At 72.0% G+C, this 24970-nt stretch carries 23 protein-coding genes; 11 read left to right on the top strand and 12 right to left on the bottom strand.

What is annotated here, in order from left to right; translation table 11 throughout:
* Positions 1 to 45: 45 nt before the first annotated feature.
* On the top strand, positions 46 to 1728 hold the full coding sequence (locus AB0N80_RS06500; protein ID WP_363578636.1) for an ATP-binding protein: 1683 nt from the start codon (positions 46 to 48) through the stop codon (positions 1726 to 1728).
* Positions 1725 to 2408 (top strand): response regulator, encoded by a 684-nt coding sequence (locus AB0N80_RS06495; RefSeq protein WP_315995178.1) that lies wholly within the window; start codon positions 1725 to 1727, stop codon positions 2406 to 2408. Before AB0N80_RS06500 ends, AB0N80_RS06495 begins: the two co-directional genes overlap by 4 nt.
* A 127-nt stretch (positions 2409 to 2535) precedes the next feature.
* On the opposite strand, the gene ald is transcribed toward AB0N80_RS06495, so the two are convergent.
* Entirely contained in the window at positions 2536 to 3621 is a 1086-nt protein-coding gene (ald, locus tag AB0N80_RS06490; RefSeq protein ID WP_363578240.1) for an alanine dehydrogenase, read from the bottom strand.
* A 155-nt stretch (positions 3622 to 3776) separates the two neighbouring features.
* On the opposite strand from ald, the gene AB0N80_RS06485 reads away from it, so the two are divergent.
* Positions 3777 to 4250 (top strand): Lrp/AsnC family transcriptional regulator, encoded by a 474-nt coding sequence (locus tag AB0N80_RS06485; RefSeq protein ID WP_315995180.1) that lies wholly within the window; start codon positions 3777 to 3779, stop codon positions 4248 to 4250.
* 68 nt (positions 4251 to 4318) lie between these two features.
* The gene (locus tag AB0N80_RS06480; RefSeq protein ID WP_363578239.1) at positions 4319 to 5245 is read left to right on the top strand and encodes a hypothetical protein; all 927 of its coding nucleotides are present in this window, start codon (positions 4319 to 4321) and stop codon (positions 5243 to 5245) included.
* 4 nt (positions 5246 to 5249) lie between these two features.
* On the opposite strand, the gene mmuM is transcribed toward AB0N80_RS06480, so the two are convergent.
* The 3 genes from mmuM to AB0N80_RS06465 form a co-directional block, all read right to left on the bottom strand.
* Positions 5250 to 6107: a homocysteine S-methyltransferase gene (mmuM, locus tag AB0N80_RS06475; RefSeq protein WP_363578238.1), complete on the bottom strand. Its 858-nt coding sequence runs from the start codon at positions 6105 to 6107 to the stop codon at positions 5250 to 5252.
* On the bottom strand, positions 6104 to 6610 hold the full coding sequence (locus tag AB0N80_RS06470; RefSeq protein WP_315995183.1) for a MarR family transcriptional regulator: 507 nt from the start codon (positions 6608 to 6610) through the stop codon (positions 6104 to 6106). Before AB0N80_RS06470 ends, mmuM begins: the two co-directional genes overlap by 4 nt.
* A 151-nt stretch (positions 6611 to 6761) precedes the next feature.
* Positions 6762 to 7760: a LacI family DNA-binding transcriptional regulator gene (locus tag AB0N80_RS06465; RefSeq protein WP_315995184.1), complete on the bottom strand. Its 999-nt coding sequence runs from the start codon at positions 7758 to 7760 to the stop codon at positions 6762 to 6764.
* 175 nt (positions 7761 to 7935) lie between these two features.
* Between AB0N80_RS06465 and AB0N80_RS06460 the strand changes: the two genes are divergently transcribed.
* Genes AB0N80_RS06460 through AB0N80_RS06445 form a run of 4 tightly spaced genes read left to right on the top strand, consistent with a single transcriptional unit; the run spans position 7936 to position 13445 of the window.
* The gene (locus AB0N80_RS06460; RefSeq protein ID WP_363390995.1) at positions 7936 to 9222 is read left to right on the top strand and encodes an extracellular solute-binding protein; all 1287 of its coding nucleotides are present in this window, start codon (positions 7936 to 7938) and stop codon (positions 9220 to 9222) included.
* An 11-nt stretch (positions 9223 to 9233) separates the two neighbouring features.
* Entirely contained in the window at positions 9234 to 10247 is a 1014-nt protein-coding gene (locus AB0N80_RS06455; protein ID WP_363578237.1) for a sugar ABC transporter permease, read from the top strand.
* Positions 10244 to 11119, top strand: coding sequence for a carbohydrate ABC transporter permease (locus tag AB0N80_RS06450; protein WP_315995187.1), 876 nt, complete (start codon positions 10244 to 10246; stop codon positions 11117 to 11119). Before AB0N80_RS06455 ends, AB0N80_RS06450 begins: the two co-directional genes overlap by 4 nt.
* 7 nt (positions 11120 to 11126) lie before the next feature.
* Positions 11127 to 13445: a glycoside hydrolase family 3 N-terminal domain-containing protein gene (locus AB0N80_RS06445; protein WP_363578236.1), complete on the top strand. Its 2319-nt coding sequence runs from the start codon at positions 11127 to 11129 to the stop codon at positions 13443 to 13445.
* Between the two features lie 86 nt (positions 13446 to 13531).
* Here AB0N80_RS06445 and AB0N80_RS06440 read toward each other — a convergent pair whose 3' ends face one another.
* Positions 13532 to 14314: an alpha/beta fold hydrolase gene (locus AB0N80_RS06440; RefSeq protein ID WP_363578235.1), complete on the bottom strand. Its 783-nt coding sequence runs from the start codon at positions 14312 to 14314 to the stop codon at positions 13532 to 13534.
* Positions 14315 to 14548: 234 nt separating this feature from the next.
* On the opposite strand from AB0N80_RS06440, the gene dgt reads away from it, so the two are divergent.
* Positions 14549 to 16099, top strand: coding sequence for a dGTP triphosphohydrolase (gene dgt / locus AB0N80_RS06435; protein ID WP_363578234.1), 1551 nt, complete (start codon positions 14549 to 14551; stop codon positions 16097 to 16099).
* A 49-nt stretch (positions 16100 to 16148) separates the two neighbouring features.
* Here the strand turns inward: dgt and AB0N80_RS06430 are convergent, their stop codons facing one another.
* Both AB0N80_RS06430 and AB0N80_RS06425 read right to left on the bottom strand, forming a co-directional pair.
* Positions 16149 to 16643, bottom strand: a complete 495-nt coding sequence (locus AB0N80_RS06430; protein WP_363578233.1) for a hypothetical protein — start codon at positions 16641 to 16643, stop codon at positions 16149 to 16151.
* 258 nt (positions 16644 to 16901) lie between these two features.
* Positions 16902 to 17969 carry an SDR family oxidoreductase gene (locus AB0N80_RS06425; protein ID WP_363578232.1) on the bottom strand — a complete coding sequence of 356 codons (1068 nt, stop codon included), beginning with the start codon at positions 17967 to 17969 and terminating at the stop codon, positions 16902 to 16904.
* A 104-nt stretch (positions 17970 to 18073) separates the two neighbouring features.
* Between AB0N80_RS06425 and AB0N80_RS06420 the strand changes: the two genes are divergently transcribed.
* Entirely contained in the window at positions 18074 to 18583 is a 510-nt protein-coding gene (locus AB0N80_RS06420; RefSeq protein ID WP_363578231.1) for a hypothetical protein, read from the top strand.
* Between the two features lie 300 nt (positions 18584 to 18883).
* Here AB0N80_RS06420 and araA read toward each other — a convergent pair whose 3' ends face one another.
* The 4 genes from araA to AB0N80_RS06400 all read right to left on the bottom strand — a co-directional run bounded on the left by araA (position 18884) and on the right by AB0N80_RS06400 (position 23996).
* Positions 18884 to 20395, bottom strand: coding sequence for an L-arabinose isomerase (araA, locus tag AB0N80_RS06415; RefSeq protein WP_363578230.1), 1512 nt, complete (start codon positions 20393 to 20395; stop codon positions 18884 to 18886).
* 20 nt (positions 20396 to 20415) lie between these two features.
* Positions 20416 to 22059 (bottom strand): FGGY-family carbohydrate kinase, encoded by a 1644-nt coding sequence (locus AB0N80_RS06410; protein ID WP_363578229.1) that lies wholly within the window; start codon positions 22057 to 22059, stop codon positions 20416 to 20418.
* Positions 22056 to 22772 (bottom strand): L-ribulose-5-phosphate 4-epimerase, encoded by a 717-nt coding sequence (locus tag AB0N80_RS06405; protein WP_315995196.1) that lies wholly within the window; start codon positions 22770 to 22772, stop codon positions 22056 to 22058. The genes AB0N80_RS06410 and AB0N80_RS06405 overlap by 4 nt, the downstream gene beginning before the upstream one ends.
* Before the next feature lie 240 nt (positions 22773 to 23012).
* Positions 23013 to 23996: a LacI family DNA-binding transcriptional regulator gene (locus AB0N80_RS06400; protein ID WP_363578228.1), complete on the bottom strand. Its 984-nt coding sequence runs from the start codon at positions 23994 to 23996 to the stop codon at positions 23013 to 23015.
* A 66-nt stretch (positions 23997 to 24062) separates the two neighbouring features.
* Between AB0N80_RS06400 and AB0N80_RS06395 the strand changes: the two genes are divergently transcribed.
* On the top strand, positions 24063 to 24797 hold the full coding sequence (locus tag AB0N80_RS06395; protein ID WP_363578227.1) for a hypothetical protein: 735 nt from the start codon (positions 24063 to 24065) through the stop codon (positions 24795 to 24797).
* A gap of 12 nt (positions 24798 to 24809) precedes the next feature.
* Here the strand turns inward: AB0N80_RS06395 and AB0N80_RS06390 are convergent, their stop codons facing one another.
* A complete protein-coding gene (locus AB0N80_RS06390) occupies positions 24810 to 24959 on the bottom strand; it encodes a hypothetical protein (RefSeq protein WP_363578226.1) in 150 nt (49 codons plus the stop codon).
* Between the last annotated feature and the right edge of the window lie 11 nt (positions 24960 to 24970).

The following is a 24970-nucleotide window of genomic DNA, read 5'->3' as shown; positions in this document are numbered from 1 at the left end:
TTCCTAACGTCTTCGTTGTCCGGCGGGATCGCCGGAGTGGATGACATGACTGTGGTCGAGGGCGAACCGATCGGCGATTTGTGGTCGTATTGTTCACGGCAGGCGCGACGAAGGGCGGTGGACATGCGACTGAGCGTGGGTGGGCGACTGGCCCTGGTGTCGCTCGGCGTCGTCGTCCTCGTCGCCGGCGTCCTCGCCGCGCTGCTGTCGGTGCAGCTCAGCGATTCCGGTCAGCGCGAGGCCGAGAAGGTCACGCGCTCGGTCGCCGAGACGATCGCGCACGAGCCCGACGTGGCATCCCTCGCCGCCGCCGGCGACTCCGAGCGTCTGCAGCCGATGGTCGAGCAGATCCTCGCCGAGACCGACGTGTCGTTCGTCACGATCATGACGCCCGACGGCATCCGCCTCACGCACCGCAACCGCGCGGAGATCGGCCTGCCGTACATCGGCTCGCGCGACGAGGCTCTCGCCGGTCGGACGTTCACGGAGGTGTACGAGGGCACGCTCGGCCCGTCGGTGCGCACCATCGCGCCGATCCGCGACAACGGCGACGAGGAGGGCGCGATCGTCGCCCTCGTCTCGGTGGGGGTCACCCTCGGCGCCGTGCAGCAGGACATCGCCGCCCGCGCTCCGCTCATCGTGCTGGCATCCGCCGCCATCGTCGGACTCGGCGTGCTGGGGGCGCTGTACGTGCGCCGCAGCGCGCGCCGCGTGACGGGGTCGTACACGCCGGGGGAACTGTCGCGCCTGGTCGAGAGCTACGAGACCGTGCTGCACTCGCTGCGCGAGGGCCTCGTCGTCACCGACCGCTCCGGGCGCATCGTGCTCTACAACGACGAGGCCGCCGACCTGCTGGGTCTTCCCCCGGCGACGGCCGGGCAGGTCTCTCTCGACCCGCGGGATGCCGATATGGATGCCGCTCTGGCCGAGGCCATCGCGACGGGACGCCGCATGGTCGAGGAGACCGTCGTGAACGGCGACCGCGTGCTGCTGGTCAACCAGGAGGAGGCGCGCGACCTCACCGGCCGCCGCGCTCCCGCCCGCGGACAGGTCATGACGCTGCGCGATCGGTCCGAGCTGCAGGCGCTCCTCGGGGAGCTCGAGGGCGTGCGCACCCTCAGCGACACCCTGCGGTCGCAGACGCACGAGCACGGCAACCGCCTGCACGCACTGCTCGCGCTGCTCGAACTGGGCCGCGTCGATGATGCGCGGCGCCTGATCGTGGCATCCACCGGGGAACGCCAGGAGCTGGCGGATCGTCTCGTGTCGCACGACGAGGGGGCGATCGTGGTGGCGCTGCTGTTGGGCAAGCTCGACGAGGCGGCCGAGCGCGGCGTGCGGCTCGACCTCGACGTCGCCGAGCCCACCCCCTCGCTGCCGCTCGCCCCGGAGGAGGCCGTCACGGTCGTCGGCAATCTCGTCGACAACGCCCTCGATGCCGCCGCCGCCGGGGCCGAACCCCGCTGGGTGCGCGCCACGCTGCGCGAGAACGGCGACGACGTCGTGATCGAGGTGTCCGACGGAGGCGCGGGGTTCGACCCGACGCTGGAGGATCCGTTCGCGTTCGGCTCCTCGACGAAGACCGCCCACGCGCCCGGCGGTCGGGGCGTCGGCCTCGCCCTGGTGCGCGACATCGTGGCCGCCCGGGGCGGGACGCTGCAGGTGAGGGCGGACCCCACGACTGTCCGCGTCTTCCTCCCGGCGGTCGCCGAGGCGGTGACCGCGTGATCCGCGTGCTCGTCGTGGACGACGACGCCCTCGCGCTCGAGCTGCACAGCGCCTACGTCGCGCGCGTGCCCGGCTTCGAGGTGGTCGGGCAGGCCGCCGGCGCCCGCGCGGCGCTCACGGCGCTGAGCGAGCCGGACCGCCGCATCGACCTCGTGCTGCTGGACATGACGATGCCCGACGGCGCCGGCCTCGACGTCGCGCGGCGGGCACGCGCGATGGGCTCGCGCGCCGACATCATCGCCGTCACCGCGGTGCGCGATGCGGAGACCGTGCGCGCGGCCGTGTCGATCGGCGTCGTGCAGTACCTCATCAAGCCCTTCACCTTCGGCGCCTTCCGGGAGCGGCTTGAGGGGTATCGCGCCTACGTCGAGGGACTCGACCGTGCGGCGGGCGACGCCACGCAGTCCGAGGTCGACGCCCTGCTCGGCTCACTACGCACGGTCACCTCCCCCGCCCTGCCGAAGGGCCTCAGCGACGCCACGCTGCAGGCCGTCGCCGAGCGCGTGCGCACCACGGCGGGCGCCGTCTCCTCGACCGAGGTCGGCGAGAGCGAGGGCATGTCGCGGGTCACCGCGCGGCGCTACCTCGAGCACCTCGCCGACGTCGGCCGCGTCCGTCGCGAGCCGCGCTACGGCGGCCAGGGTCGCCCCGAGATCACGTACGCGTGGGTGCGCGGCTGAGCTGCCGGGCGTCCGCCATCTCCGTGCGCGCATAAGGCCGGGTGCCGAGTGTCCGAAACACCCGGACGGTTTCGAGATCCGTCCGGGTGTCGTGGACACTCGATCAGGGTCGGAGGCGCCGCGAGGCTCAGAGGTCGAAGGCGGCGCGGACGCCCTCGTTCACCACGACGCCCGCGCGCACGTTCAGGCCCTTGGCGAGGGCGGGATCGGCGGATGCCGCGGCCTCCCAGCCGGCGTCGGCGATGCGCGTGACATAGGGCAGGGTGGCGTTGGACAACGCGCGTGTGGAGGTGTGCGGGACGGCGCCGGGCATGTTGGCGACGCAGTAGTACAGCGCGTCGTGCACGCGGAACGTGGGCTCGTCGTGGGTGGTGGGGCGCGACCCCTCGAAGCAACCGCCCTGGTCGATCGCGATGTCGACCAGCACCGAACCGGGCTTCATCGCCGCCACCATGTCGTCGGTCACGAGCTTGGGCGCGGCCGCTCCCGGGATGAGCACCGAGCCGATCACGAGGTCGGCGTCGGCGAGCTGCTCCGCGATCTCGAGGCGCGTCGATGAGCGGGTCTCGATCGCTCCGCCGAAGCGCTCCTCGAGCTGACGGAGCTTCGGCAGGGAGATGTCGACGACCGTGACGCGCGCGCCGAGACCGAGGGCGTTGGCGGCAGCGTGCTCGCCCGCGACGCCACCGCCGATGACGACGACCTTCGCGCGCGGGGTGCCGGGGACGCCGCCGGGAAGGAGCCCCCGCCCGCCCGAGGCGCGAAGGAGGTGGTGCGCGCCCTCGATGATCGACAGACGACCCGCGACCTCGCTCATGGGCGCGAGCAGCGGCAGGGCGCGGTCGGCGGTCTGCACGGTCTCGTAGGCCACGGCCGTGGTGCCCGCCGCCATGAGGGCGTCGGTGAGGGGGCGGTCGGCCGCGAGGTGCAGGTAGGTGAAGAGGGTGAGGTCGGGACGGAGGAAGCCGTACTCGGGAGCGATGGGCTCCTTCACCTTGACCAGCAGTTCGGCGCGCGCCCACGTCTCGTCGGCCGTCGCGACGATCTCCGCCCCGGCTGCGGTGTACTGCTCGTCGGAGAACCCGCTGCCCTCCCCCGCTCCGGCCTGCACGAGCACCTCGTGTCCGCGGTGCACGAGGGCGTCGACCCCCGCCGGCGTCATCGCGACGCGGTTCTCGTTGTTCTTGATCTCGGTCGGCACGGCGACGCGCATGGGTTCCTCCTCGAGCGAATGAGCGTTGCCGGAAGAATCGCAGAAAGATGTATTTCCGTGGTGTTTCCCCGCAGATCATTCGGTGCAGTTCGCCTGAACACGCGTATCATCGGCGCGGACGGGCTCGCCGGGAGTCCTCACGCGAAGGATCTGCGATGGCCGACGACGATCTCCACCCGCTCGACGCCCGCATCATCGAGCTGCTCTCCGCCGACGCCCGGATGACGAACGCCGCCCTCGCTGAGACGCTGGGGGTCGCGGCATCCACCGCCCACGCGCGACTGCGCGCCTTGGTCGATCGCGGCCTCATCACCGGCTTCCACGCGGCCGTCGACCAGAGCAGGCTCGGACGCGGGCTCCAGGCGATCGTCGGGGTGACGCTGCGACCCGGCCAACGACAGGAGAGCATCCGGGCGTTCGCGCACGAGGTCCGCCGCCACCCCGACGTCATCCAGCTGTTCTTCCTGGGCGGCGCCGACGACTTCCTCGTGCACATCGCCGTGGACGACTCTTCGGCGGTGCGCCGCTTCGTCGTCGATCACCTCTCGGCGCGGCACAGCGTGGCATCCACCCGCACGAGCATCATCTTCGAGTACCACCGCAACGCCCTCGCCGCGGACTTCGACTGAGCCGCGGGCTCCCGCGTCAAGCCCGGGCACCGCACGTCGGGGCGGGCACCGGAGCGAGCATGATGGCCGTGGGGGCCTCCATGGTGCTGTCGATCGGACTCGCGGTGATGTGCGTCGCGCTGGGTGCGAGCATGATCGGCGTGATCCTGCCGCAGCTGGGCAGCCGCGTGCCCGTGCACTTCTTCCTCCGGGTCACCTCGATGGCGGGCGTGCTGGCCGTGGGCTCGACGGCGATGTACGTGCTGGCGTTCCAGGGCGGCGGCCCCGTCGCCCTGACGATGGCCTCCACCGCGATGGTCCTCGCCCCCGCGATGCTCTGCATCGCCGTGAGCCCGCCCCGGTCGCGGCGCGTGCGGGCGCTCGTAGCGTTCGCGGTCGTCCTCGCGCTCACCGTGGGGATCACCACGACCGCGCTCGAGGCGTCGGCGGCGCTCACGGTGCGCATCCTCGCGGTCGCCGCGGCGTGCGGGCTGTGCGCCGTGCTCAGCGCGCGGGCGCGCACCATCCCCCGGCGCTCGGCGATCGTGCTGGCGGCGACGACGGGAGGCTTCGCCGCGTACTCGCTGCTGCGGGTGGCCGTGTCGCTCAGCCCTCTCGCGGGCACTCCTCTGGACCGCATGCTGTTCTCCGTCGAGGCCACGGGGGTCGCCGCGACGGCGTCGGTGCTGCTGACCGGCCTCGCGGTGGTCCTCGTGCGCCGCTCCCCCGCCCTCGGCGGACCGGACCGCACTTCGACGTGGACGCGGGTCGCGTTCGGCGACTGGCCTCGCGCCCGCACGGAGCTCGGCGCCGACGGTCTACTGGCCCTGCTCACCGAGTTGCGCATGGCCGCGCGCGAGGTCGACCCCTCGGCGGTCGACGTCTACCGGGGCGTCGAGGTGTCGCTCCCGTCGGCGCTGCCGGCGGTGCGTTCGCGCCTGCGCGACGGTTACGGCTGGCGCGCCGCACAGCTCTCGCTGCTGTCGGAGCGCGCCGACCCACCCCGCGCGTCGTGACCCGTCAGCCGCGGACGGCCGCAGCGATCGCGGCGATGTCGGCCGGCATCGACCGGCAGCACCCGCCCACCAGGCGCGCCCCGGCCGACACCCACGAGGGGGCGTCGTCGGCGAGTGGCGCCGCCCCTCCGTGCCAGGTGCGGGTGGCGGCATCCCACGTCTCCCCCGTGTTGGGGTAGACGACGAGGGGGACGCCGGGAGCGGCAGCGAGGGCGCCGGGCACGCTGTCGGGGGCGCAGCAGTTCACGCCCACCGCGACGACGGAGGAGACGGATGCCGCGGTCCGCAGCGCCGCAGCGAGCGACCCGGTTGCCGAGAACCCGGTGCTGTCGGCCGAGAGACTGACGAACGCGGGGACGTCGAGGTCGGCGAGTTCGAGGGCCAGGGCCTCCACCTCGAGGGGAGACGGGATCGTCTCCACGGCCAGCAGGTCGGCGCCGGCGTCGGAGAGCACGTGCAGACGGCGGCGGTGCGCGCGGCGCAGCTCGGCCAGCGTCAGACCGTACGCGCCCGTGTACTCGCTGCCGTCGGCGCGGAGCGCGCCCACCGGCCCGACGGATGCCGCGACCACGGCCTCGCCCGCGTCTCTGGCGAGCGACACCGAACGGCGCAGGAGCGCCTCGACGTCGTCATCCGGGATCTCGCCGGCGAAACCGAGCTGGTACGACGCGGTGATGACGACCTCGGCGCCCGCGTCGATGAAAGCCGCGTGCGCCGCGCGCACCTCGGCGGGGTCGTGCCGCAGCACCCGCGCCGACCACAGCGCCGACGTCACGTCGTTGCCCCGCGCCTCGAGGAGGGTGCCGAGACCCCCGTCGAGGACGACGGGGCGGCGGGCGAGGGTGACGACGAGGTCGATCACGCCTCGTGCGTCTCGCCGGCGGCGAGCACGCGCAGCGCGCTCGCGAGCAGGGCCTGATCGGCGCGACTGACGTCGCGCAGCGCCTCGGCCTCGAGGCGCACGAGCTCGGTCATCGCGGCATCCACCCGTTCGATCCCCTCGGGGGTGATCGCCACGAGGATCGCCCGCCCGTCGGACGGGTTCGGGCGGCGGTGCACGAGACCGCGGTCGGCGAGCTTGTCGAGGCGGTTGGTCATGGCCGCGCTGCCGATCATGGTGGCGGTGATCAGGCGCGTGGCGCTCAGTTCGGTGCCGGCGCGGCGGAGCACCGCGAGCACGTCGAACTCCCACACGGCGATTCCGGCGCTCGCGAACGCCTTCGCGCGCAGCTTCGACAGGTGGAAGGCGGCGCGGCGCAGCCGCGACATCACGTCGAGGGGCGTCAGGTCGACCTCGGGAAGCAACTGCGACCACGCGTCGATGAGGAGGTCGACCTCGTCGTCCTTGCTGCTCGCGGTAGGCATTCTTCGACGGTACCGGAGCCGCGGGGTGGTGCGGCGCGCGGGGCGCGGTGTGGCGCCGGGCGTCTCCCCGTCGAGTGTCCCGGACTCGCCGCGCCATCGCGCGGGATGCGGCGTGTCGTGGACACTCGACGAGGGGTGCGGGGAGCGCGGCTCAGCGGGTGCGCGGGGGCGCGGTCGTTCCGCGCGCGACGAGCCGCGTGGGCAGCTCGATGTGCGTCTCGGGCAGGTCGTCGCCGGCGAGCAGCGCGAGGACCATGCGCACGGCCTCGGCGCCGAGCCGCTTCATCGGCTGACGCACGGTCGTGAGAGCAGGTTGGGCGCGCGCCGCCTCGGGCACGTCGTCGAAACCGACCACCGACAGGTCGTCGGGCACGTGCAGGCCGCGCTCGGCCGCGACCTCGACGATGGACAGCGCCGACAGGTCGTTCGCGGCGAACACCGCCGTGGGCGGGTCGGCGAGCGCCAGCATCTCGTGGGCGGCTTCGCGCGCGACGTCCTGCTCGTAACGACCGACCCCCACCAGCGCGGGGTCGAACGGGATGCCGGCGGCCGCGAGGCCGGCACGATAGCCCGACGCGCGTGCCACCGCCGAACGCAGGTCGGGACGCCCCGCGATGAAACCGATGCGGCGGTGCCCGAGTTGCACGAGGTAATGGACGGCCTGCTGCGCGCCGGTGTAGCTGTCGGATTCCACGGTGGGGACGTCTCCGCGGCCGGTGTGCGGGTCGATCGCGACGATCGGCACCTCGCTCGAGACGTTGACCACCGTCGGGGTGACGATGATCGCGGCGTCGATCAGCGTGCCGCTCAACCGGCTGAGCGAACGGCGCTCCCACCCCTCGCCGTCGCGACGGGCACCCGTGTACGCGAGCAGGTCGTACCCCGTGTCGGACAGCGCTCCCCCGACGCCCTTGAGGATCTCGGCCGAGAACGGCTCGATGTCGGCGACGAGCACGCCGATCACGCCCGTCCGGCGCGATCGCATGCTGCTCGCGACGAGGCTGGACTCGTACCCGAGGACTTTCACGGCCTCGAGCACGCGCCCGACGGTCTCGGGCGAGACGCCGTAGCGGCCGTTCACGGCCTTCGACACCGTGGCCACCGACACCCCGGCCGCCGCGGCGACGTCGTGGATGGTCGCTCGCCTCATGGCATCCGACCCTAGCGTGGAAATCATTTTCGAAAACGTTTGACGACCCTCCGGCGACGGGTGACACTGCTGACACCTCAGCGGGCCGCAGACCCCGGGGTGGTGAACGAACGGCACAGCAGCCGGAACCGACGCGTCTTCGGACGCACCTCGACGAAGAGAAACGGGACATCACATGAACACGCGCAAGATCATCGCCGGAGCGGCCCTCGCCGTCGCCGGCACCCTCGCCCTCGGCGGCTGCGCCGCCGGCGGATCCGGCGGACAGAACGCCGACGGCAGCGTCACCCTGACGATGTGGCACAACTCCACCACCGGTGACGGCAAGAAGTACTGGGAAGACACCGCGGCCGCGTTCGAAGCCGCCAACCCCGGCGTCACGATCGAGATCCAGGCCCTGCAGAACGAAGAGGTCGACGGCAAGCTGCAGACCGCGCTGAACGCCGGCGACGCCCCCGACATCTTCATGGCCCGCGGTGGCGGCAAGCTCGCCGACATCGTCGCCGCCGGGCAGGCGATGGACCTCACCGACAAGATCACTCCCGAGGCGAAGGCCGCGCTGGGCACCTCCCTCGGCGCGTTCGAGGTGGACGGCAAGAACTACGGCATGCCCGTGGCCGTGCTCCCCTCCGGCATCTTCACCTCGCAGGATCTGCTCAGCGCCGCCGGCGTGACCGCGGCGCCCGCCACGATCGACGAGCTCGAGGCGGCGAACACCAAGATCCGCGCCACCGGCGTCGCCCCCATCGCGGTCGGCGCCAAAGACGCCTGGCCGGCCGCCCACTGGTACTACAACTTCGCCCTGCGCGCGTGCGCGAAGGACGTGCTCGATGCCGCTGCGCAGAGCCGCAGCTTCGACGACCCGTGCTGGATCGAGGCCGGCGAGAACCTGCAGTCGTTCCTCGCCACGCAGCCCTTCAACGACGGCTTCCTCACCACCGCCGCCCAGCAGGGTGCGGGTTCGTCGGCGGGCCTGCTCGCCAATCACCAGGCCGCGATGGAGCTCATGGGGGCCTGGAACCCCGGAGTGATCGCCTCGCTCACGCCCGACGAGCAGCCGCTCGCCGACCTGGGCTGGTTCCCCTTCCCCGAGGTCCCCGGCGGTGACGGGGAGGAAGGCGCCATCATGGGCGGCGTCGACGGGTACGCGTGCTGGGTCAACGCCCCCGCGCAGTGCACCGACTTCCTGAACTTCGCCGTCAACAAGGAGAACCAGGAGCGCTACGCCGACGCCTTCCAGACGATCCCCGCCTCGAGCGAGGCGACGGATGCCGTCACCACCCCCGCCCTCCAGTCCGCGCTGCAGGCGTACACCGACGCGCCCTACGTCTCGGTCTGGCTCGACACGCTGTACGGCCAGAACGTCGGCAACGCGCTCAACGTCGCCGTGGTCGACATGTTCGCCGGCAAGGGCTCGCCGCAGGGCATCGTCGACGCCGTCAACGCGGCCGCCTCGCGCTGAGGACACCGATCATGGCCACTCAGCTCGCCGCCTCGGCGGCCGACACCGGGTCTCGCCGCCCGGTCGAGGAGGGCGCCCGACGCGCCCCCTCGGCCGGGCGGCCGCCCGTGCGCCGGCGCCGCGAAGCCTGGCGTATCCGCGGCGAACTCGCGATCCTCCTCGGCCCCGCCCTCCTGGTGTTCGTGTCGTTCGTCATCCTCCCCGTCGCCCTGGCCGCCTACTACGGCTTCTACAAGTGGTCGGGCTTCGGCGCTCCCACCGACTTCGTCGGCATCCGGAACTACGTCACGATCCTCACCGACCCCGCCTTCCACGAGGCGCTCGGGCACAACGCCCTCATCGTGGTCGGCTCCCTCGTGCTGCAGGGACCGCTCGCACTCGGACTCGCCCTTCTGCTGAACCGCAAGATGCGCGCGCAGTCGCTCATCCGCGTGCTGATCTTCGTGCCCTACGTCATCTCCGAAGTCGTCGTCGGCCTCGGCTGGGGACTCATGCTGCAGTCGGGCGGCGCCCTGAACGGTGCGCTCGAGAAGGTCGGACTGGGCGCGCTCCGCGCCGACTGGATCTCCGACCCGGCGCTGGCGATCTGGACGCTGCTGATCATCATCACGTGGAAGTACATCGGCTTCGCCGTGATCCTCTTCCTCGCCGGCCTCCAGGGCATCCCCGAGGAGCTCAGCGAGGCCGCCGCGATCGACGGCGCGACCTACTGGCAGATCCAGCGGCACATCGTGCTGCCGCTCATGGGCCCGACCATCCGCATCTGGGCCTTCCTGTCGATCATCGGCTCGCTGCAGCTGTTCGACCTCGTCTGGATCATCTGGGGCCAGTACGTCGCCTCGACCGCGGGCACCTCGACCATGGCCACCTACATGGTCGCGAACGGCCGCAATGCCGGCAGCTTCGGCTACGGCAGCGCCGTGGCCGTGGTGATGTTCCTCATCTCGCTGGCCGTCGCCCTCGTCTACCAGCGGTTCGTGCTGCGGCGCGACACCGCCGGCGCCCTCACCGGAGGTTCGAAATGACCGCCACCGCCACGCTCGTCACTCCGAAGGCTCCGCGTCGGGTCGCCGCGGGCTCGAAGCGCTCCACGAACATCGTCGTGGCCTTCGTCGCCCTGCTGCTCATCGGCATGATGCTCGCGCCGGTCGTTTACATCATCCTCGGCGGCTTCCGCTCGAACGCCGAGATCACCGTCGATCCGGCTGGGTTCCCGACCGCCTGGAACGGACAGAACTACCTCGACGTGCTCGCCAGCGGCGTCTTCTGGGGACAGGTGGGCAACTCCGCGATCACCGCGATCGCCACCACGCTCTTCGTCGTCGCCCTGGGTCTCATGGCCGCCTATGCCCTCGCGCGCTATCGCTTCCGCGGTCGGGGCATCGTGTTCGCGCTGTTCACCGCGGGGCTGATGTTCCCGATGACCGTCGCGATCACGCCGCTGTACATCCTCGTGCGCAACCTGGGTCTGATGAACTCCCTCGCGGGCGTCATCGTGCCGCAGATCGCCTTCGCGCTGCCTCTGACGATCATCATCCTGTCGCCGTTCCTCGCCGCCATCCCTCACGAGCTGCAGGAGGCGGCCTCGATCGACGGCCTGGGCCGGCTCGGGTTCTTCTGGCGCATGGTGCTCCCCCTCGCCGTCCCCGCGGTGGTGACGGTCGGCATCCTGGCCTTCGTCAACAGTTGGAATTCGTACATGCTGCCGCTGTTCATCCTCAACAACGAAGCCGCGTACACGCTGCCGCTCGGAACGCAGGCGTTCGCGTCCCAGTACTCCGTCGACACCGCCCGCGTGCTCGCGTTCACCTCGCTGTCGATGATCCCCGCTCTGCTGTTCTTCAGCGTGTTCGAGCGGCGCATCGTCGGCGGCCTCACCGGCGCCGTGAAGGGCTGACCCGACCATGACCATCCACACGACCGACGTCGGCGCTGCCCTCGAATCCGGGGTGTCCGCGCGCGTGCGGGACCTCGTCGCCGAGATGACCCTCGATGAGAAGCTCGCGCAACTCGTCGGCTACTGGGTCGACCAGGGCGACGAGGTCGTCGCCCCCCTCTCCGGTGAGAAGGTCACCACCACGGCCTACACGGATGCCACCGTGCACGGCCTCGGGCACCTGACACGCGTCTACGGCACGCGCCCGGTCGATCCGATCGAGCGGGCGGCGTGGCTGTGGGGCGAGCAGCGGCGCCTGCAGACCGAGACGCGGTTGGGCATCCCCGCCCTCGTGCACGAGGAGTGCCTGACCGGATTCGCGGCGTGGAAGGCCGCGACCTTCCCGACCCCGCTCGCCTGGGGCGCCTCGTTCGATCCGGATGCCGTGGAGCTCATGGCATCCGCCATCGGCCGCTCGATGCGCGAGCTCGGCGTGCACCAGGGCCTCGCCCCCGTGCTCGACGTCGTTCGCGACGCCCGGTGGGGACGCGTCGACGAGTGCATCGCGGAAGACCCCTACGTGGTCGGCACGATCGGCACGGCCTTCGTCCGCGGGCTCCAGGACGCCGGCGTGCACGCGACGCTCAAGCACTTCGTCGGGTACTCCGCCTCGCGCGCCGGGCGCAACCACGCCCCCGTCTCGGTCGGACAGCGCGAGCTGCAGGACGTGTTCCTCCCGCCGTTCGAGATGGCCGTGCGCGACGGAGGGGTGCGCAGCGTCATGAACTCGTACACCGAGATCGACGGTGTCCCCGTGGCCTCGTCGCGCGAGCTGCTCACCGACCTCCTCCGCCGCCGGTGGGGCTTCGACGGCACGGTCGTGTCGGACTACTTCGCCGTGGAGTTCCTGCGCTCGATGCACAGCATCGCCGCCGATCGCGCGGAGGCGGCCCAGCTCGCGCTCGAGGCCGGGATCGACGTGGAGCTGCCGGGGCCCGACGCCTATCCGCACCTCGCCGAGCGGGTGGCATCCGGAGCCCTTTCCGAGGCGGTCGTCGATCGCGCCGTCGCCCGCGTGCTCGCCGAGAAGGAGGACCTCGGCCTCCTGGATGCCGACTTCTCCGCGCCCCCGCAGAGCATCGACCTCGACGACGCCGCGCACCGCGCGCTCGCCCGCCGCCTCGCGGAGGAGTCGGTCGTGCTGCTGCGCAACGACGGGGTGCTGCCGCTGCGCGCACCGGGTCGGGTGGCGCTGATCGGTCCGAACGCCGACAGCACCGACGCGCTGATGGGCTGCTACTCCTTCGCGAACCACGTGCTCGCGCACCACCCGGGGGTGCCGCTCGGATTCTCCCTGCCGACGGTGCGCGACGCCCTCACCGAGCGCTTCGGCGAGGTCGCGTACGCTCCCGGCTGTGCCGTCGAGGGCTCCGACACCGCCGGCTTCGCCGCGGCCGTCGCCGCCGCCCGGGATGCCGACGTCGCGATCGTCGTCGTGGGCGACCGCGCGGGCCTGTTCGGACGCGGGACCGTCGGCGAGGGCAACGACGCCGACTCCCTCGAGCTGCCCGGCGTGCAGCGGCAGCTCGTCGAGGCGGTCGTGGCCACCGGCACCCCCGTGGTGCTCGTGCTGCTCACCGGCCGACCGTACGCGCTCGACTGGGCGCTCGATGGGGCCGAGGCTCCGGCGGCGGTGCTGCAGGCGTTCTTCCCCGGCGAAGAGGGCGCCCCCGCGCTGGCCGCACTCCTGACGGGGGATGCCACCCCCTCGGGCCGTCTGCCCGTCTCGCTCCCCCGCTCCGCCGGGTCGCAGCCGTACTCCTACCTGCACCCGCTGCTCGGCGGGCCGTCGGGGGTGACCAGCACGGATCCCACGCCCGTGCGGCCGTTCGGGTTCGGGTTGTCGTACACGTCGTTCCGCCGCGAGGGTCTCGCGGTCGACGGGGCGAGGGCATCCGCGACCGCCGAGGTGCGCGCGGGCGACACCTTCTGCGTCGCCGCGCGAGTGACGAACACCGGGGCGGTGCGCGGTGCCGACGTGGTGCAGGTCTACGCCCACCGGTCGGCGGCGAGCGTCACGCGGCCTCTCGCCCAACTCGTCGCCTACGCGCGGGTCGAGCTCGAACCGGGCGAGAGCGCCGAGGTGCGCTTCACCGTGCCCGCGTTGCGTCTGGCCTACAGCGATCGTGCGCTGCGGCGGGTGGTCGAGGCGGGCGAGGTCGAGCTGCGGCTGGGGTCGTCGTGTGCGGACGTCGATGAGGCCGTGGCGCTGCGGATCACCGGGCCGACGTACGAGCTGGGCGCCGATGACGCACGGTTCGTCGAGGTCGAGGTGCGGCGGGGGTGAGGCGCGGTTGCGGCGCGAGGCGGATGGCCCCGTCTCGCGCCGCGAGGGAAAGCCGGCTGCCCGAGACGGTTGCGTGATCCGCTGGGTCAGCTGGTGCGGTCGAGGATGAGTCGTGTCGCTTCGCGAGGAGCATCCCACTGGGGGAAATGGCCGCACCGTTCGAACCAATGGAGCGAGGCGTCCGGGAACAGTCGCGCGGCGCGATCAGCCTGTTTCGGCACCGTCACCAGATCGCGCCGGCCCCACCCGATCGTGACCCGACCGGGTGCCGTCCCCGCGGGGGCGCCCTGTTGCAGGGGACCCTTGGTGAGGGCGTCCATCGCGGCTCCGACCGACGGGGAATCGGCCAGTCCGCGCACGTCCGGCAGTACGGTTTCGCGCGAGAGGGCCCAGGGTCGCGCCGACAGCTGCGCCAGCAGCAGCGTCCTCCCCACGGGGGTACCGAGCAAGGCCGGCAGAGCGCCGCGCGATGCGCGGACCAGCACGATCGACGGCCGCAGCGTGGCGGCGAAGACCGCACGCTCGCGGGGACTCCAGAAGCCGCCGGGGTCCAGAGCCACGGTGTCCCCGCCGACTCCCCTCCGCGCGAGCTCGAGCACGATTCGTCCACCCATCGACTGGCCGACGGTGGAGACTCCGTTCAGTCTGTGCTCGCGGATGAAGTCCGCGACGGAATCGGTCAGCGTGGCGATAGAGACGTCACCGGACAGTGGCGGCGTCTCACCGAACCCCGGCAGGTCGACGGCGATGACCTCGCGGTGCCGGGCCAGGTCGTCGAGGATCGGAGCCCAGGATCGCCAGCCCGCGCCCAGGCCGTGCACCAGCAGCAGAGGACTGCCCGTCCCGCGTCGGATATGGTTCAGCGTCACACGTGCAACGCTAACCCGGGCAGCTTCCCCGTGGCGGGCGGCCCAGACGATTGCGTCGGTCAGCAGGGAGGCGTATAACCCGGCACTGCGTGACTCCATCCTCGGTCGTGCCGCGTCGGGCCGGATCGCCTCGATCGTCGCGCCCGCGCCGAACCCGTGCCGTCAACGGGAACGAAGGAGCAGACACCGCGCGTTAGCGTGGACACACGTCGTCGACGCCCCGAGAGGACCACCGTGCTCCCCGACCAGATCACTCCCCCGGCAGACACCGCGCGCCTGGGGCACGGGACCGCCGATCAGGATGCCGTCGTCGGCAACGCGGCATCCCGGGTGTTCGCCGACCACGACGACGCCCGCGCCGACCCCTGGTCCATCGACCTCGAGCGCATCCAGTTCTCGCCGTATTTCTCGCGCCTGTCGGCGGTGACACAGGTGGTGTCGCCGTCGATCTCGGGCGCCCCGGTGCACAACCGCCTCACCCACACCCTCAAGGTGAGCGCCATCGCGCGCGTCGTCGCTCTGCAGCTCAACACGATCTCGCGCCGGGCCGGCGAGGGCGACGTCTGCAACGCCACCGTCGTCGAGGCGGCGGCCTACGCGCACGACCTCGGTCACCCGCCCTTCGGCCACCTCGGGGAGTCGACCCTCAACCGCCTCGCGCGCGAGGAGCTCGACCTCCCCGACGGGTTCGAGGGCAACGCGCAGACCTATCGCATCCTCGTCTCGCTCGACGTGGTCGAGAACGCCCCGCGCGGACTCAACCTCACCGCGGCCGTGCGCGCGGCCTCGGCGAAGTACCCCTGGGCACCGTCGGTCGCGGCCGACGACGTCGAGCGCATCGGTCCTCCCCGCGGTATCCGTCGCTCCCCCGACGGCGCGTATCGCGTGCACAAGTACTCCGCGTACGACCTCGACCTCGCCGATCTCGACGAGGCCCGACAGGGAGTGGATGCCGAGCCCCTCCGGCAGAGCATCGAGGGGGCCGTGATGGACCTCGCCGACGACATCGCCTACTCGGTGCACGACGTCGACGACTTCTATCGCGCCGGCATCCTGGATCATGCCCCGATCGCGGCGGAGTTCCGCGGCTGGCTCGACGACGTGCTGGAGTGGCGCGCCCGTGACGACGACGAGGTGCGCGCCGAGCTCGCGCCGGGCGCGGGCCTGGAGCGCCTGCGTCGCAAGATGCGCCGCGACGACCCGTGGATCGCCGACGACGAGGCCTTCCTCGCCGCCGTCAGCGACGTGGATGCCGAGATGGTCACCGACCTGCTCGCCCGCCCGTTCGACGGCTCCCTGACGGCGGAGCGGCGGCTCGCCGCCTTCACCGACCGCTGGATCCGCCGGTTCCAGGAGTCGGCGCGCCTGCGCCCCCTCGACACGCCCCGCGCGGGACCCGTCGTGCTGTCGCCGTGGGCCTGGCATCACGTCGAGGTGTTGAAGTTCGTGCACAAGCGCTTCGTGCTCAGCCGCCCCGATCTGGCGATCCAGCAGCGCGGAATGAGTCGCATCCTCGCCCGCTCCGTGCGCGCCCTCGGCGAGTGGCTCGACGACGACCTCGACCGCGCGCGCACGCCGCGGCGCCTGCGCGAGCTCATCGCCCTGGCACGCGAGCAGTACTCCGCCCTGCCCGCGGAGCACCGGCCGGCGGATGCCGAGCGCCTCGCCCGATCGCGTGGGATCGTCGACTACGTGGCATCCCTCACCGATGCACAGGCCTTCGCGCTGTCGGAGGCCATCTCGGGGCGCGCCGACCGGCTGTGGGCGCTGGGGCAGCGCCTGTGACGGGGAGGGTGATCTTCCGGGGTCCGAGGCCTGTCGCGGATGACAGGGCTCAGCGACCTGAGCTCTCCGACATCGCGGCCCACTGACGGGGCGTCTTCGCCTGCAACCAGGTGGTGAACGCGGAGAAGCCCCGGTACACGCTCATCACCTCGAAGAGCGTGCGCCCGCGCGCGTCCCTCCCCCGCAGCCGTCCCGACATGAGCGCCGCGAGCTCGGCGATGTCGGACGCCGGCACGACCCGTGCGCGGCGTCGCCCCGAACGGACGACGAGGTGGTCCTCGAACACGAGGACGCGCGCTCTGCCCAACGACAGGGCGAAGAAGAAGATGATCGCGCCGAGACCGCCCAGTGTGGTCAGCCACACGGTGACGCCGATGTACGCCAGACGATCCTGCTCGATGATCTCCGACGCGGCGAGCACCACGGCCCCGACCATGAACAGGATGCCGATCCACCGGGCGACCAGGTGCTGCGACGGATACCTCTGCACGACGAAGAGCGGTTCCGCCGAGGAGCGGTCCGCGGCATCCTCAGGTTGCGACATTGTTCTCCGATGCACGGGCCGGGTGGGCGCGGTTACGGGCCGTGAACAGACCCCGGACCATCGAATCATGCGCGCAGCCCCGACAGAGCGCGGCGGGCGAGCGTGGTGCCTCCCCGCGGTGGGGGGCGGGTCCTGTCACGCCCCGTCATCGCCGGCTTCACTGTGTGCGAGGGCATCGAGGCGCGGTGGGCGACGTGTGCGCGACGTCGGCTGGAACGGTGTCGAGGACGCCGCCCCGGCCGACGACCGCGACGAGGCTCAGGGGATGAGGCGTGCCGCGCGGTAGCGCTCGAACAGGCGGCTGAAGGAGTCGCGCGTGCGGTGGTGCTCGGTGAAACCGGCGAGGCGGCTCTTCGACATATCGGTCATCACCTCGATCTCGCGTCCGAGGTCGGCGTCGGTGTGCCACCACGAGGCCACCCGGGTGATGTCGGGCTCGACGAGACCGTGCTGCGCGACGATCTCGGCCCAGACGGGCGCGGCCTCCACCATCTGCTGCTCGAAGGGTCGCGGCTCGGTGTCGAAGCCCTCGGCCGCCACGCCCAGGTCGGCCGCGATCCGCGGCCACATCCACCGCCACCGGAAGACGTCGCCATTGGCGGTGTTGAACGCCTCGTCGGCACCCTCGGGGTGGGTCGATGCCCACACCATCTGGGCGGCGAGCAGGTCGGCATCCGTCACGTCCGTCAGACCGTTCCACTGCGTCTCACTCCCCGGGAAGACCAGGGGCCTGTCGAGGTGCCGGCTGATGGCGGCCGCCACGGCGATCGTGAGGCCCATGTTCATCGCGTTGCCGACCGCGTAGCCGAGCACGGTGTGGGAGCGGTGCACCGACCAGGTGAAGCCCTGCCGCTCCGCCGCGGCGAACAGCTCGTCCTCCTGCGCGTAGTAGAAGTTGTCGACGTCGAGTCGGGGCTCGTCCTCGTGGAAGGGGGTGTCGGGCATGGCGCCCTGGCCGTAGGCCTCGAAGGGACCGAGGTAGTGCTTGAGTCCCGTCATGAGCGCGACGTGGCGCACCGGGGCGTCGGCGAGAGCGGCGAGCAGGTCGCGGACCATTCCGCCGTTGACGGCGATGTTCTCCGCCTCGGTGTCCTGTCGCGACCACGCCGTGAAGAACACGTGGGTGAGGGGGACGCCGTCGAGGGCGGATGCCAACGAACCCGGCGACCGCAGGTCGGCAGACCGCCACGTGACCCCGGGCCGCTCCGCGCCGGGCCGCCGCGAGAGCGCCGTCACCTCCCAGCCGTCGCCGGAGAGACGGTCGAGCAGGGCGCCGCCGGCGATGCCGGTCGCGCCGACCACGAGAGCGTGTGAGGTGTGAGACAAGACGAGCCTTCCATCGGTTCGGGTGAACCGTCCGCAACGACCGGCGACGCGGCGGTATTCCGCCCCCGCGCGTCGTCTCATCGCCCCGCCGATACGGTGGGGCGATGAGACGACGCGCGATGGCCGCCTGCGCCACGACGGTTCTGCTCGGCATCCTCGTCGGGTGCGCGTCGGCCCCGCCGCCGCAGCGCGCGCTCGGATACGGCTACCCGGGCACGTGTCTCCCCGATCAGCTCAGGTGGCCGACCGATTTCCTGGAGTCCCTTCCGGGGGAGTCGACGGGCACCGTCGTGGGTCTGCGGCTCGAGTACCTCGATGAGAAGTGGGCCTGGCGCGTACGCAGCGTGACCGGGAACGACCCGGCCCGCGGCGAGGAGGCCCTGCTCGACGTGCAGACGCTCGAGAAGCGCGCGTCTCACGAGGTCGACCTCACCGATGCCGAGCAGAGAGCCGATGCCCCCTCCGCAGGGGCCGCAGCGCAGCAATCGGGCGAGACGTACCCCAGCCCCCTCATCATCGACATGAAACGGATCGTCGACGATGGTGCTCCCGCGTGGCAGGTCACGACGTGCGACACCGAGACGAGCGCGCAGGCGAAAGTGATCGTCCGATAAGGAAGCCGGGGGCGTTCTCGATCTCGCGCCCACGAACCCCTCACAGACGGGGCACGCGCCATCACGAGTGGGACACGGGTCCCCGTCGACCGGATGCCACCGCCCGTCGCCCGCAGACCACGGCGGTGCCCGCGCTGAACGCAGAGATGCCCCGGAACCGCCGCAGCCCACCGCTGCGGAGATTCCGGGGCACGGTCCGCGCGCCGGTCGAGCCGGTGCGCGGCACGCGCCCCGAGAGAGCGAGGCGCGCGAGTGCCGCACCGCCCCCGGATCGGCGGAGGATCCGAGGACGGCGGGGTCTTACAGGCCCTGGGCCAGGCGGTAGTACGCCTGGTTCCAGCGCAGCTCTCTTTGGAAACCGCGGACCGTCGTGTCGTCGTCGATGACGACGAGCTCGGTCTTTGCGATCTCGGCGAAGTCGCGGAACACCTCGATGCCCACGGCCGTGGTCATGACGGTGTGGTGCGCGGCTCCCGCGGCGAGCCAGCATCCGGCCGAGGTGGCGAAGTCGGGCGCGGGCTTCCACACGGCGCGGCCGACGGGGAGCTTGGGCAGGTCGGGGGCGTCGACGTTCTCGACGACGTTGGCGACCAGGCGGAAGCGGTCGCGCATGTCGCTCATCGCGACGACGAGAGCGGGGCCCGCGTCGGCGGTGAAGACCAGGCGCACCGGGTCGTCCTTGCCGCCGATGCCGAGCTCGTGGATCTCGAGGCGCGGCTTCTTCGTGGTGAGCGAGGGCGAGACCTCGAGCATGTGCGCGCCGAGGATGCGCTCGGAGCCGGGGACGAGGTCGTAGGTGTAGTCCTCCATGAGCGAGGCGCCACCGGGCAGGCCCGCGCCCATGACGTTCGCGACGCGCACGAGGATCGCCGTCTTCCAGTCGCCCTCGGCACCGAAGCCGTACCCCTCGGCCATGAGGCGCTGCACCGCGAGACCGGGCAGCTGCTTCAGGGCACCGAGGTCTTCGAATGACGTGGTGAAGGCGCCGAAGCCGCCCTCCTCGAGGAACGAGCGCAGGCCCAGCTCGATCGCCGCGCCGTCGCGCAGCGACTGGTGGCGCGCACCGCCGGGGAGCAGTTCGTCGACGACGTCGTAGCTGTCGACGTACTTCTGCACGAGCGCGTCGATGTCGGCATCCGACGCCTTGTCCACGGCCTCGACGAGCTCGTTGACGCCCCACGTGTTGACCTGCACGCCGAAGCGCAGTTCCGCCTCGGTCTTGTCGCCCTCGGTGACCGCGACGAAACGCATGTTGTCGCCGAAGCGCGCGAGCTTGAGGGTGCGGGCGGCGGTCCAACCGGCGGCGGCGCGCTCCCAGTCTTCGATCTGCTGGCGCACGGCCGGGTTCGACACGTGACCGACGACGGTCTTGCGCGACACACCGAGGCGCGTCTGGATGTACCCGAACTCGCGGTCGCCGTGCGCGGCCTGGTTGAGGTTCATGAAGTCGAAGTCGATGTCGTTCCACGGCAGCTCGACGTTGGCCTGCGTGTGCAGGTGCAGCAGCGGCTTCTGCAGGGCGTCGAGGCCGGAGATCCACATCTTGGCCGGGCTGAAGGTGTGCATCCACGCGATGACGCCGATGACGTCGTCGCGGCCGTTGATCTCCAGCGCCATGCGGCGGATGCTGTCGGAGTCCTTCAGTACGGGCTTCCAGACGACCTTCACCGGCAGGCCGTTCAGGCCCTCGACGACGGCCTGCGACTGCTGGGCGACCTGCTTCAGGGTCTCTTCGCCGTAGAGGTTCTGGCTGCCGGTGACGAACCAGACCTCGTAGCCGTCGAGGTCGTTCGTGAGCTTCGTGCGGGTCATGACTGTTCCTTTTCGAGTGTTCAGAGGGATGCCACGGCGGCGGCCTCGACGGCGAGGCCTGCGCGGTAGCGGTCGAGGTAGGACGCGAAGCCGGCCACGTCGGCCGGCTCGGGGTCGGCGGTGCGGATCGGGGCGGTGGCGAAGACCGTCTCGCGCAGCCACTGGTCGAGGTCGCGGCCGGAGTCGTCGGCGACGTACGCGGCCAGCACGGCCATGCCCCACGCGCCGCCTTCCGAGGCGGTCTCGGCGACCGCGACCGGGGCGTCGAGGGCCGCCGCGAGGAAGCGCTGCGCGACGCCGGCCGTGCGGAACATGCCGCCGTGCGCGTACATGCGGTCGAGCTGCACCCCCTCCCCGTGCAGCACGTCCATGCCGAGCGCGAGCGTCCCGAAGACGCCGTAGAGCTGCGCGCGCATGAAGTTCGGCAGGGTCAGGCGGCTGTCGGGCGTGCGCACGACGAGCGGGCGCCCCTCGTCGAGACCCGCGATGGGCTCACCGGCGAGGTGGTTGTAGGCCAACAGCCCGCCGGCGTCGGGTTCACCCTCGAGCGCGGCGGAGAAGAGCGCCGCGTACGTGGCATCCGGAGTCTGGGGCGCGCCCGCCGCGGCGGAGAACGCGGTGAACATGTTCGCCCAGGCGGCCAGCTCGCTCGCGCCGTTGTTGCAGTGCACCATCGCGACCGCGTCGCCCGAGGGCGTCGTGACGAGGTCGAGCTCGTGGTGCACCTCGCTGAGCGGGCGCTCGAGCACGACCATCGCGAAGATGCTCGTGCCGGCGCTGACGTTGCCGGTGCGGGGAGCCACGGCGCAGGTCGCGACCATGCCGGTGCCCGCGTCGCCCTCGGGCGGGGCGAACGGGATGCCGGGACGCAGGGTTCCGGTCGGATCGAGCAGGGCCGCGCCCTCGTCGGTGAGGTTCCCGGCGGCGGTACCCGCGACGAGCACGCGTGGCAGAAGGTCGTTCAGCGCGGGGACGCGTCCGGCAGCCAGGCCGTCGTAGCGGGCGACCAGGGCGGCGTCGTAGTCGCGCGTCGCGGAGTCGATCGGGAACATGCCCGAGGCGTCTCCCACGCCCAGCACCTTCTCGCCCGTCAGCGTCCAATGCACGTACCCGGCGAGGGTGGTGAGGAAGCGGATCTCGGGCACGTGGGGCTCCTCATCCACGACCGCCTGGTGCAGGTGGGCGATCGACCAGCGGAGTGGGATGTTCACGCCCAGGAGCTCGGTGAGTTCGGCCGCCGCCACACCGGTGTTGGTGTTGCGCCAGGTGCGGAAGGGAGCGAGCAGCTCGCCGTCGGCGTCGAACGCGAGGTAGCCGTGCATCATCGCCGAGACGCCCATCGCGGCGTAGCGCTCGGGGGTGACGCCGTACTGCTGCTGCACGTTCCGGACCAGCTCGGCGTAGGCGGCCTGGAGGCCCGCCCAGACGGCATCCAGGGAGTAGGTCCAGAGCTTGTCGGCGTAGACGTTCTCCCACTCGTGGGAGCCGGTGGCGAACACCTCGGCATCGGGGCCGATGAGGCAGGCCTTGATGCGGGTGGAGCCGAGCTCGATGCCGAGGCTGGCCCGGCCTTCGGTGATGGATGCCGCGGTGTCGGCGCCGACGGCCCGGGCGCCGGTGGTCGCGGATCCGGTGCCCGCGGTGTCGGGGTTCTGCGCGTTCATCGGCGGTCGTCCGTGCTCTGTCCGTAGACGTTCTGGTAGCGGTTGTAGAGGGCGTCGATCTTGTCCTGCGGGATCGGGATGAGGGGGCCGGCCTCGCGCGCGATGTGCACGGTGCGGGCGACGTCCTCGAGCATGACCGCGGCCTTGACGGCGTCCTTCGCGTTCGTGCCGATCGTGAAGGGGCCGTGGTTCTGCATGATGACGCCGCGCGAGCGGTGGCCGCGCAGGGTCTCGACGATGCCGCGGCCGATCGAGTCGTCGCCGATGATCGCGAAGGGGCCGACCGGGATGGGGCCGCCGAACTCGTCGGCCATGGCGGTGATGACGCAGGGGATCTCCTCGCCGCGAGCCGCCCAGGCGACGCCGTAGGTGGAGTGCGTGTGGACGACTCCGCCGACCTCGGGCATGTTCCGGTACACGTAGGCGTGCGCGGCGGTGTCGCTCGAGGGGCTCCGCTCACTGCCCGGGGTGCCCGGGATCGCATTGCCGTCGAGGTCGCAGAGGATCATGTTCTCGGGGGCGAGGTCGTCGTACGAGACACCCGACGGCTTGATGACGAACAGGTCGGCGCCGGGAACGCGGCCCGAGACGTTGCCGCCGGTCCAGACGATGAGGTTGTAGCGCACGAGCTCGGCGTGCAGCTTCGCGACGTCGACGCGGAGGGCGTCGATCGCCTCCTGCACCTCGGGCGCGAACGGGGCGGCTTCGGACACGCGGGTCTCCTTCGACTCTGTCGGTGGCGGATTGCGCCTGCCATGTTACCGGTAACATCCCCCGGTGGCGAGCCCTCCTGCCCGTCGACCGGCCAGGCCCGTCCCTCGTGGGCTCCCCGCGGCTCCCCGGTCCGGGCGCGGTTCTCGCTGCAGGGCGGAGAACCTGCACCCCGACGAGAGGAACGCCCCGACCGCCATGAAGACGGATGCCGGTGCGACACGCCTCCCGGCGCGCGGCGATCAGCGCGGGGCCGCCCCGCGCGGCGCCGCCGTCGAGGCCCGCGGCACCAGGACGGGGTCGGCCGGCGGCTCGGCGACCTCGCCGAGCACGGTCGCCACGGCCTCCGCGGCCTCGCCCTCGACGTCGAGACGCACCGTGGTGAGCGCGGGCGTGTAGAACGCGGCATCCGGGTTGTCGTCGAAGCCGGCGACCGAGACGTCGCCGGGAACGGCGAGCCCCCGCTCGACCAGCCCCGCGACGAGGCCGAGAGCCATCTGGTCGTTCGCGACGGCGACCGCGGTCGCGCCCGCGCGGACGAGGTCGGCGACGGCGCCGGCGATCGCGGATCCGGACGCGGCGCTCCAGTCCCCCTCGACGCAGCCGTCGCGCTCGACGCCTCGACGATGCAGCGCGTCGGCGACGCCCCGGGTACGCGCGCGCGCCTCGCGCCAGTCGGCGGGACCGGCGACCTCCACGATCCGGCGGTGGCCGAGGTCGACCAGATGATCGACGATGAGCGCGGCCGCGGCGCGCTGGCGCGACCCGGACTCGCCGTACAGCGGCACGAGCGGCACGTCGTAGCCCTCGAGCGAGGTCGCACCGTGGGCGGCGACCAGCACGATGCCGTCGACGCCCTGGTCGAGCAGGTGGCGCACCGCGGCGTCGATGTCGGCCGGGTCGTCGGAGTCGGTGTACGCGGTCGAGATCCAGCGCCCCCGCCCTCGCGCCGCCCTCTCGAGCGCCGCGATCCCCGCCGACGGCCCGTGCAGGACGGCGTCGGACGCCACGACCCCCACGGTGCGCGTCTGGCTCGTGCCGAGAGCGCGGGCGGCGTTGTTCACGCGGTAGTCGAGGGCGGCGACCGCGTCGAGCACGCGTTCGCGAGTGACGTCGCGGATACCGGGGTAGCCGTTCAGCACCCGCGAGACCGTCTGCGTCGACACGCCCGCCGCTGCCGCGACCTCGCGGACGCCGATGCGTTTCGCCCCGGTGTCGCCGCTCATGGTGACTCACAGTAGCGGCGCGCAACCCCCTCGGCGTGCACCGGGTTCGTGAGGTGCTCTCGGAGCGTGACCACGACCACCGGCATCCCGTCCGTCCGCCGATCGCCGCTCGCGCGCGCGATCGGGTCGGCTCTGTCCGCGGCCTTCGGCCTCCTGCAACGAGTGAGGCACCCCCGTCCGATCCACAGCCGTGGCGTGGTGCTGAGCGGAGAGATGCGGTGGATCCCGGATGCCGCACCCTCCGGCATCGCCTTCATCGACGACGCCCCGGGCAGTCCGGTGCGGGTCGTCGCCCGCGTCTCGCGATCGCTCGGGCTGCCCGCGCCTCTGCCCGACATCATCGGTCTCGCGCTGAGGATCGACGTCGACGGCACCGCCTGCGACCTCGAGCTCGCCTCCACGGGGTGGAACGTACCCGGGCGCTTCCTGCTGCTGCCGCACCGTCGGCCGGAGCGCGCCCGCCTGGGGACGCTGCTGCCGTACCGCGGACCGCGCGGACCCGTCGTGCTGATCGCCCGGACGCGGCGGGGGCGTCCCCCGGCGACCGATCCGCGAGAGCTGCCCGGGCACGACGACTCCGCCTGGACGCTCACCGTCGCTCATGCCACTCCGGCGGGCCCGTGGCATTCGTTCGCCGTCCTCGAGCTGCGACGGGATGCCGACCAGGACGACCACGGTCTGCGCTTCGACACGGTCCGGCGGCCGATCCCGGGCGCTCGGGCATACCGCTGGGTGAGCGCGCTCCGTCAGCCGTCGTACGAGCGGGTGCAGCCGGCGGAAGGCGCCGCCCGGACGCCGTGACCGCCGCGCCCCTCAGCCCGCCGCCGCCGGGATGTACCGCGGCAGCCCGCCGATCTCGCCCGCGCGGGCCCAGGTCATCCCCTCGACCTCGACGAGGGGCTCCGCGTCGTCGACGTCGACGTCGCGCTGGAAGGCCGGGGACTCGAGTCGGATGCGCACCATGCGGCGACGCT

The sequence above is a fragment of the Microbacterium sp. NPDC089188 genome (assembly GCF_040685155.1).
GTDB classification, from domain to species: Bacteria; Actinomycetota; Actinomycetes; order Actinomycetales; family Microbacteriaceae; genus Microbacterium; species Microbacterium galbum.
This window is presented reverse-complemented; position numbering and strand designations above follow the sequence as displayed.

Bases quoted from the DNA above. Each gene is read 5' to 3' on its own strand.
- AB0N80_RS06500 (WP_363578636.1), top strand. From the start codon at position 46: ATGACTGTGGTCGAGGGCGAACCGATCGGCGATTTGTGGTCGTATTGT.
- ald (WP_363578240.1), bottom strand. From the start codon at position 3,621: ATGCGCGTCGCCGTGCCGACCGAGATCAAGAACAACGAGAACCGCGTC.
- AB0N80_RS06485 (WP_315995180.1), top strand. From the start codon at position 3,777: ATGGCCGACGACGATCTCCACCCGCTCGACGCCCGCATCATCGAGCTG.
- AB0N80_RS06470 (WP_315995183.1), bottom strand. From the start codon at position 6,610: ATGCCTACCGCGAGCAGCAAGGACGACGAGGTCGACCTCCTCATCGAC.
- AB0N80_RS06465 (WP_315995184.1), bottom strand. From the start codon at position 7,760: ATGAGGCGAGCGACCATCCACGACGTCGCCGCGGCGGCCGGGGTGTCG.
- AB0N80_RS06460 (WP_363390995.1), top strand. From the start codon at position 7,936: ATGAACACGCGCAAGATCATCGCCGGAGCGGCCCTCGCCGTCGCCGGC.
- AB0N80_RS06455 (WP_363578237.1), top strand. From the start codon at position 9,234: ATGGCCACTCAGCTCGCCGCCTCGGCGGCCGACACCGGGTCTCGCCGC.
- AB0N80_RS06450 (WP_315995187.1), top strand. From the start codon at position 10,244: ATGACCGCCACCGCCACGCTCGTCACTCCGAAGGCTCCGCGTCGGGTC.
- AB0N80_RS06445 (WP_363578236.1), top strand. From the start codon at position 11,127: ATGACCATCCACACGACCGACGTCGGCGCTGCCCTCGAATCCGGGGTG.
- AB0N80_RS06430 (WP_363578233.1), bottom strand. From the start codon at position 16,643: ATGTCGCAACCTGAGGATGCCGCGGACCGCTCCTCGGCGGAACCGCTC.
- AB0N80_RS06420 (WP_363578231.1), top strand. From the start codon at position 18,074: ATGAGACGACGCGCGATGGCCGCCTGCGCCACGACGGTTCTGCTCGGC.
- araA (WP_363578230.1), bottom strand. From the start codon at position 20,395: ATGACCCGCACGAAGCTCACGAACGACCTCGACGGCTACGAGGTCTGG.
- AB0N80_RS06410 (WP_363578229.1), bottom strand. From the start codon at position 22,059: ATGAACGCGCAGAACCCCGACACCGCGGGCACCGGATCCGCGACCACC.
- AB0N80_RS06400 (WP_363578228.1), bottom strand. From the start codon at position 23,996: ATGAGCGGCGACACCGGGGCGAAACGCATCGGCGTCCGCGAGGTCGCG.
- AB0N80_RS06390 (WP_363578226.1), bottom strand. From the start codon at position 24,959: ATGGTGCGCATCCGACTCGAGTCCCCGGCCTTCCAGCGCGACGTCGAC.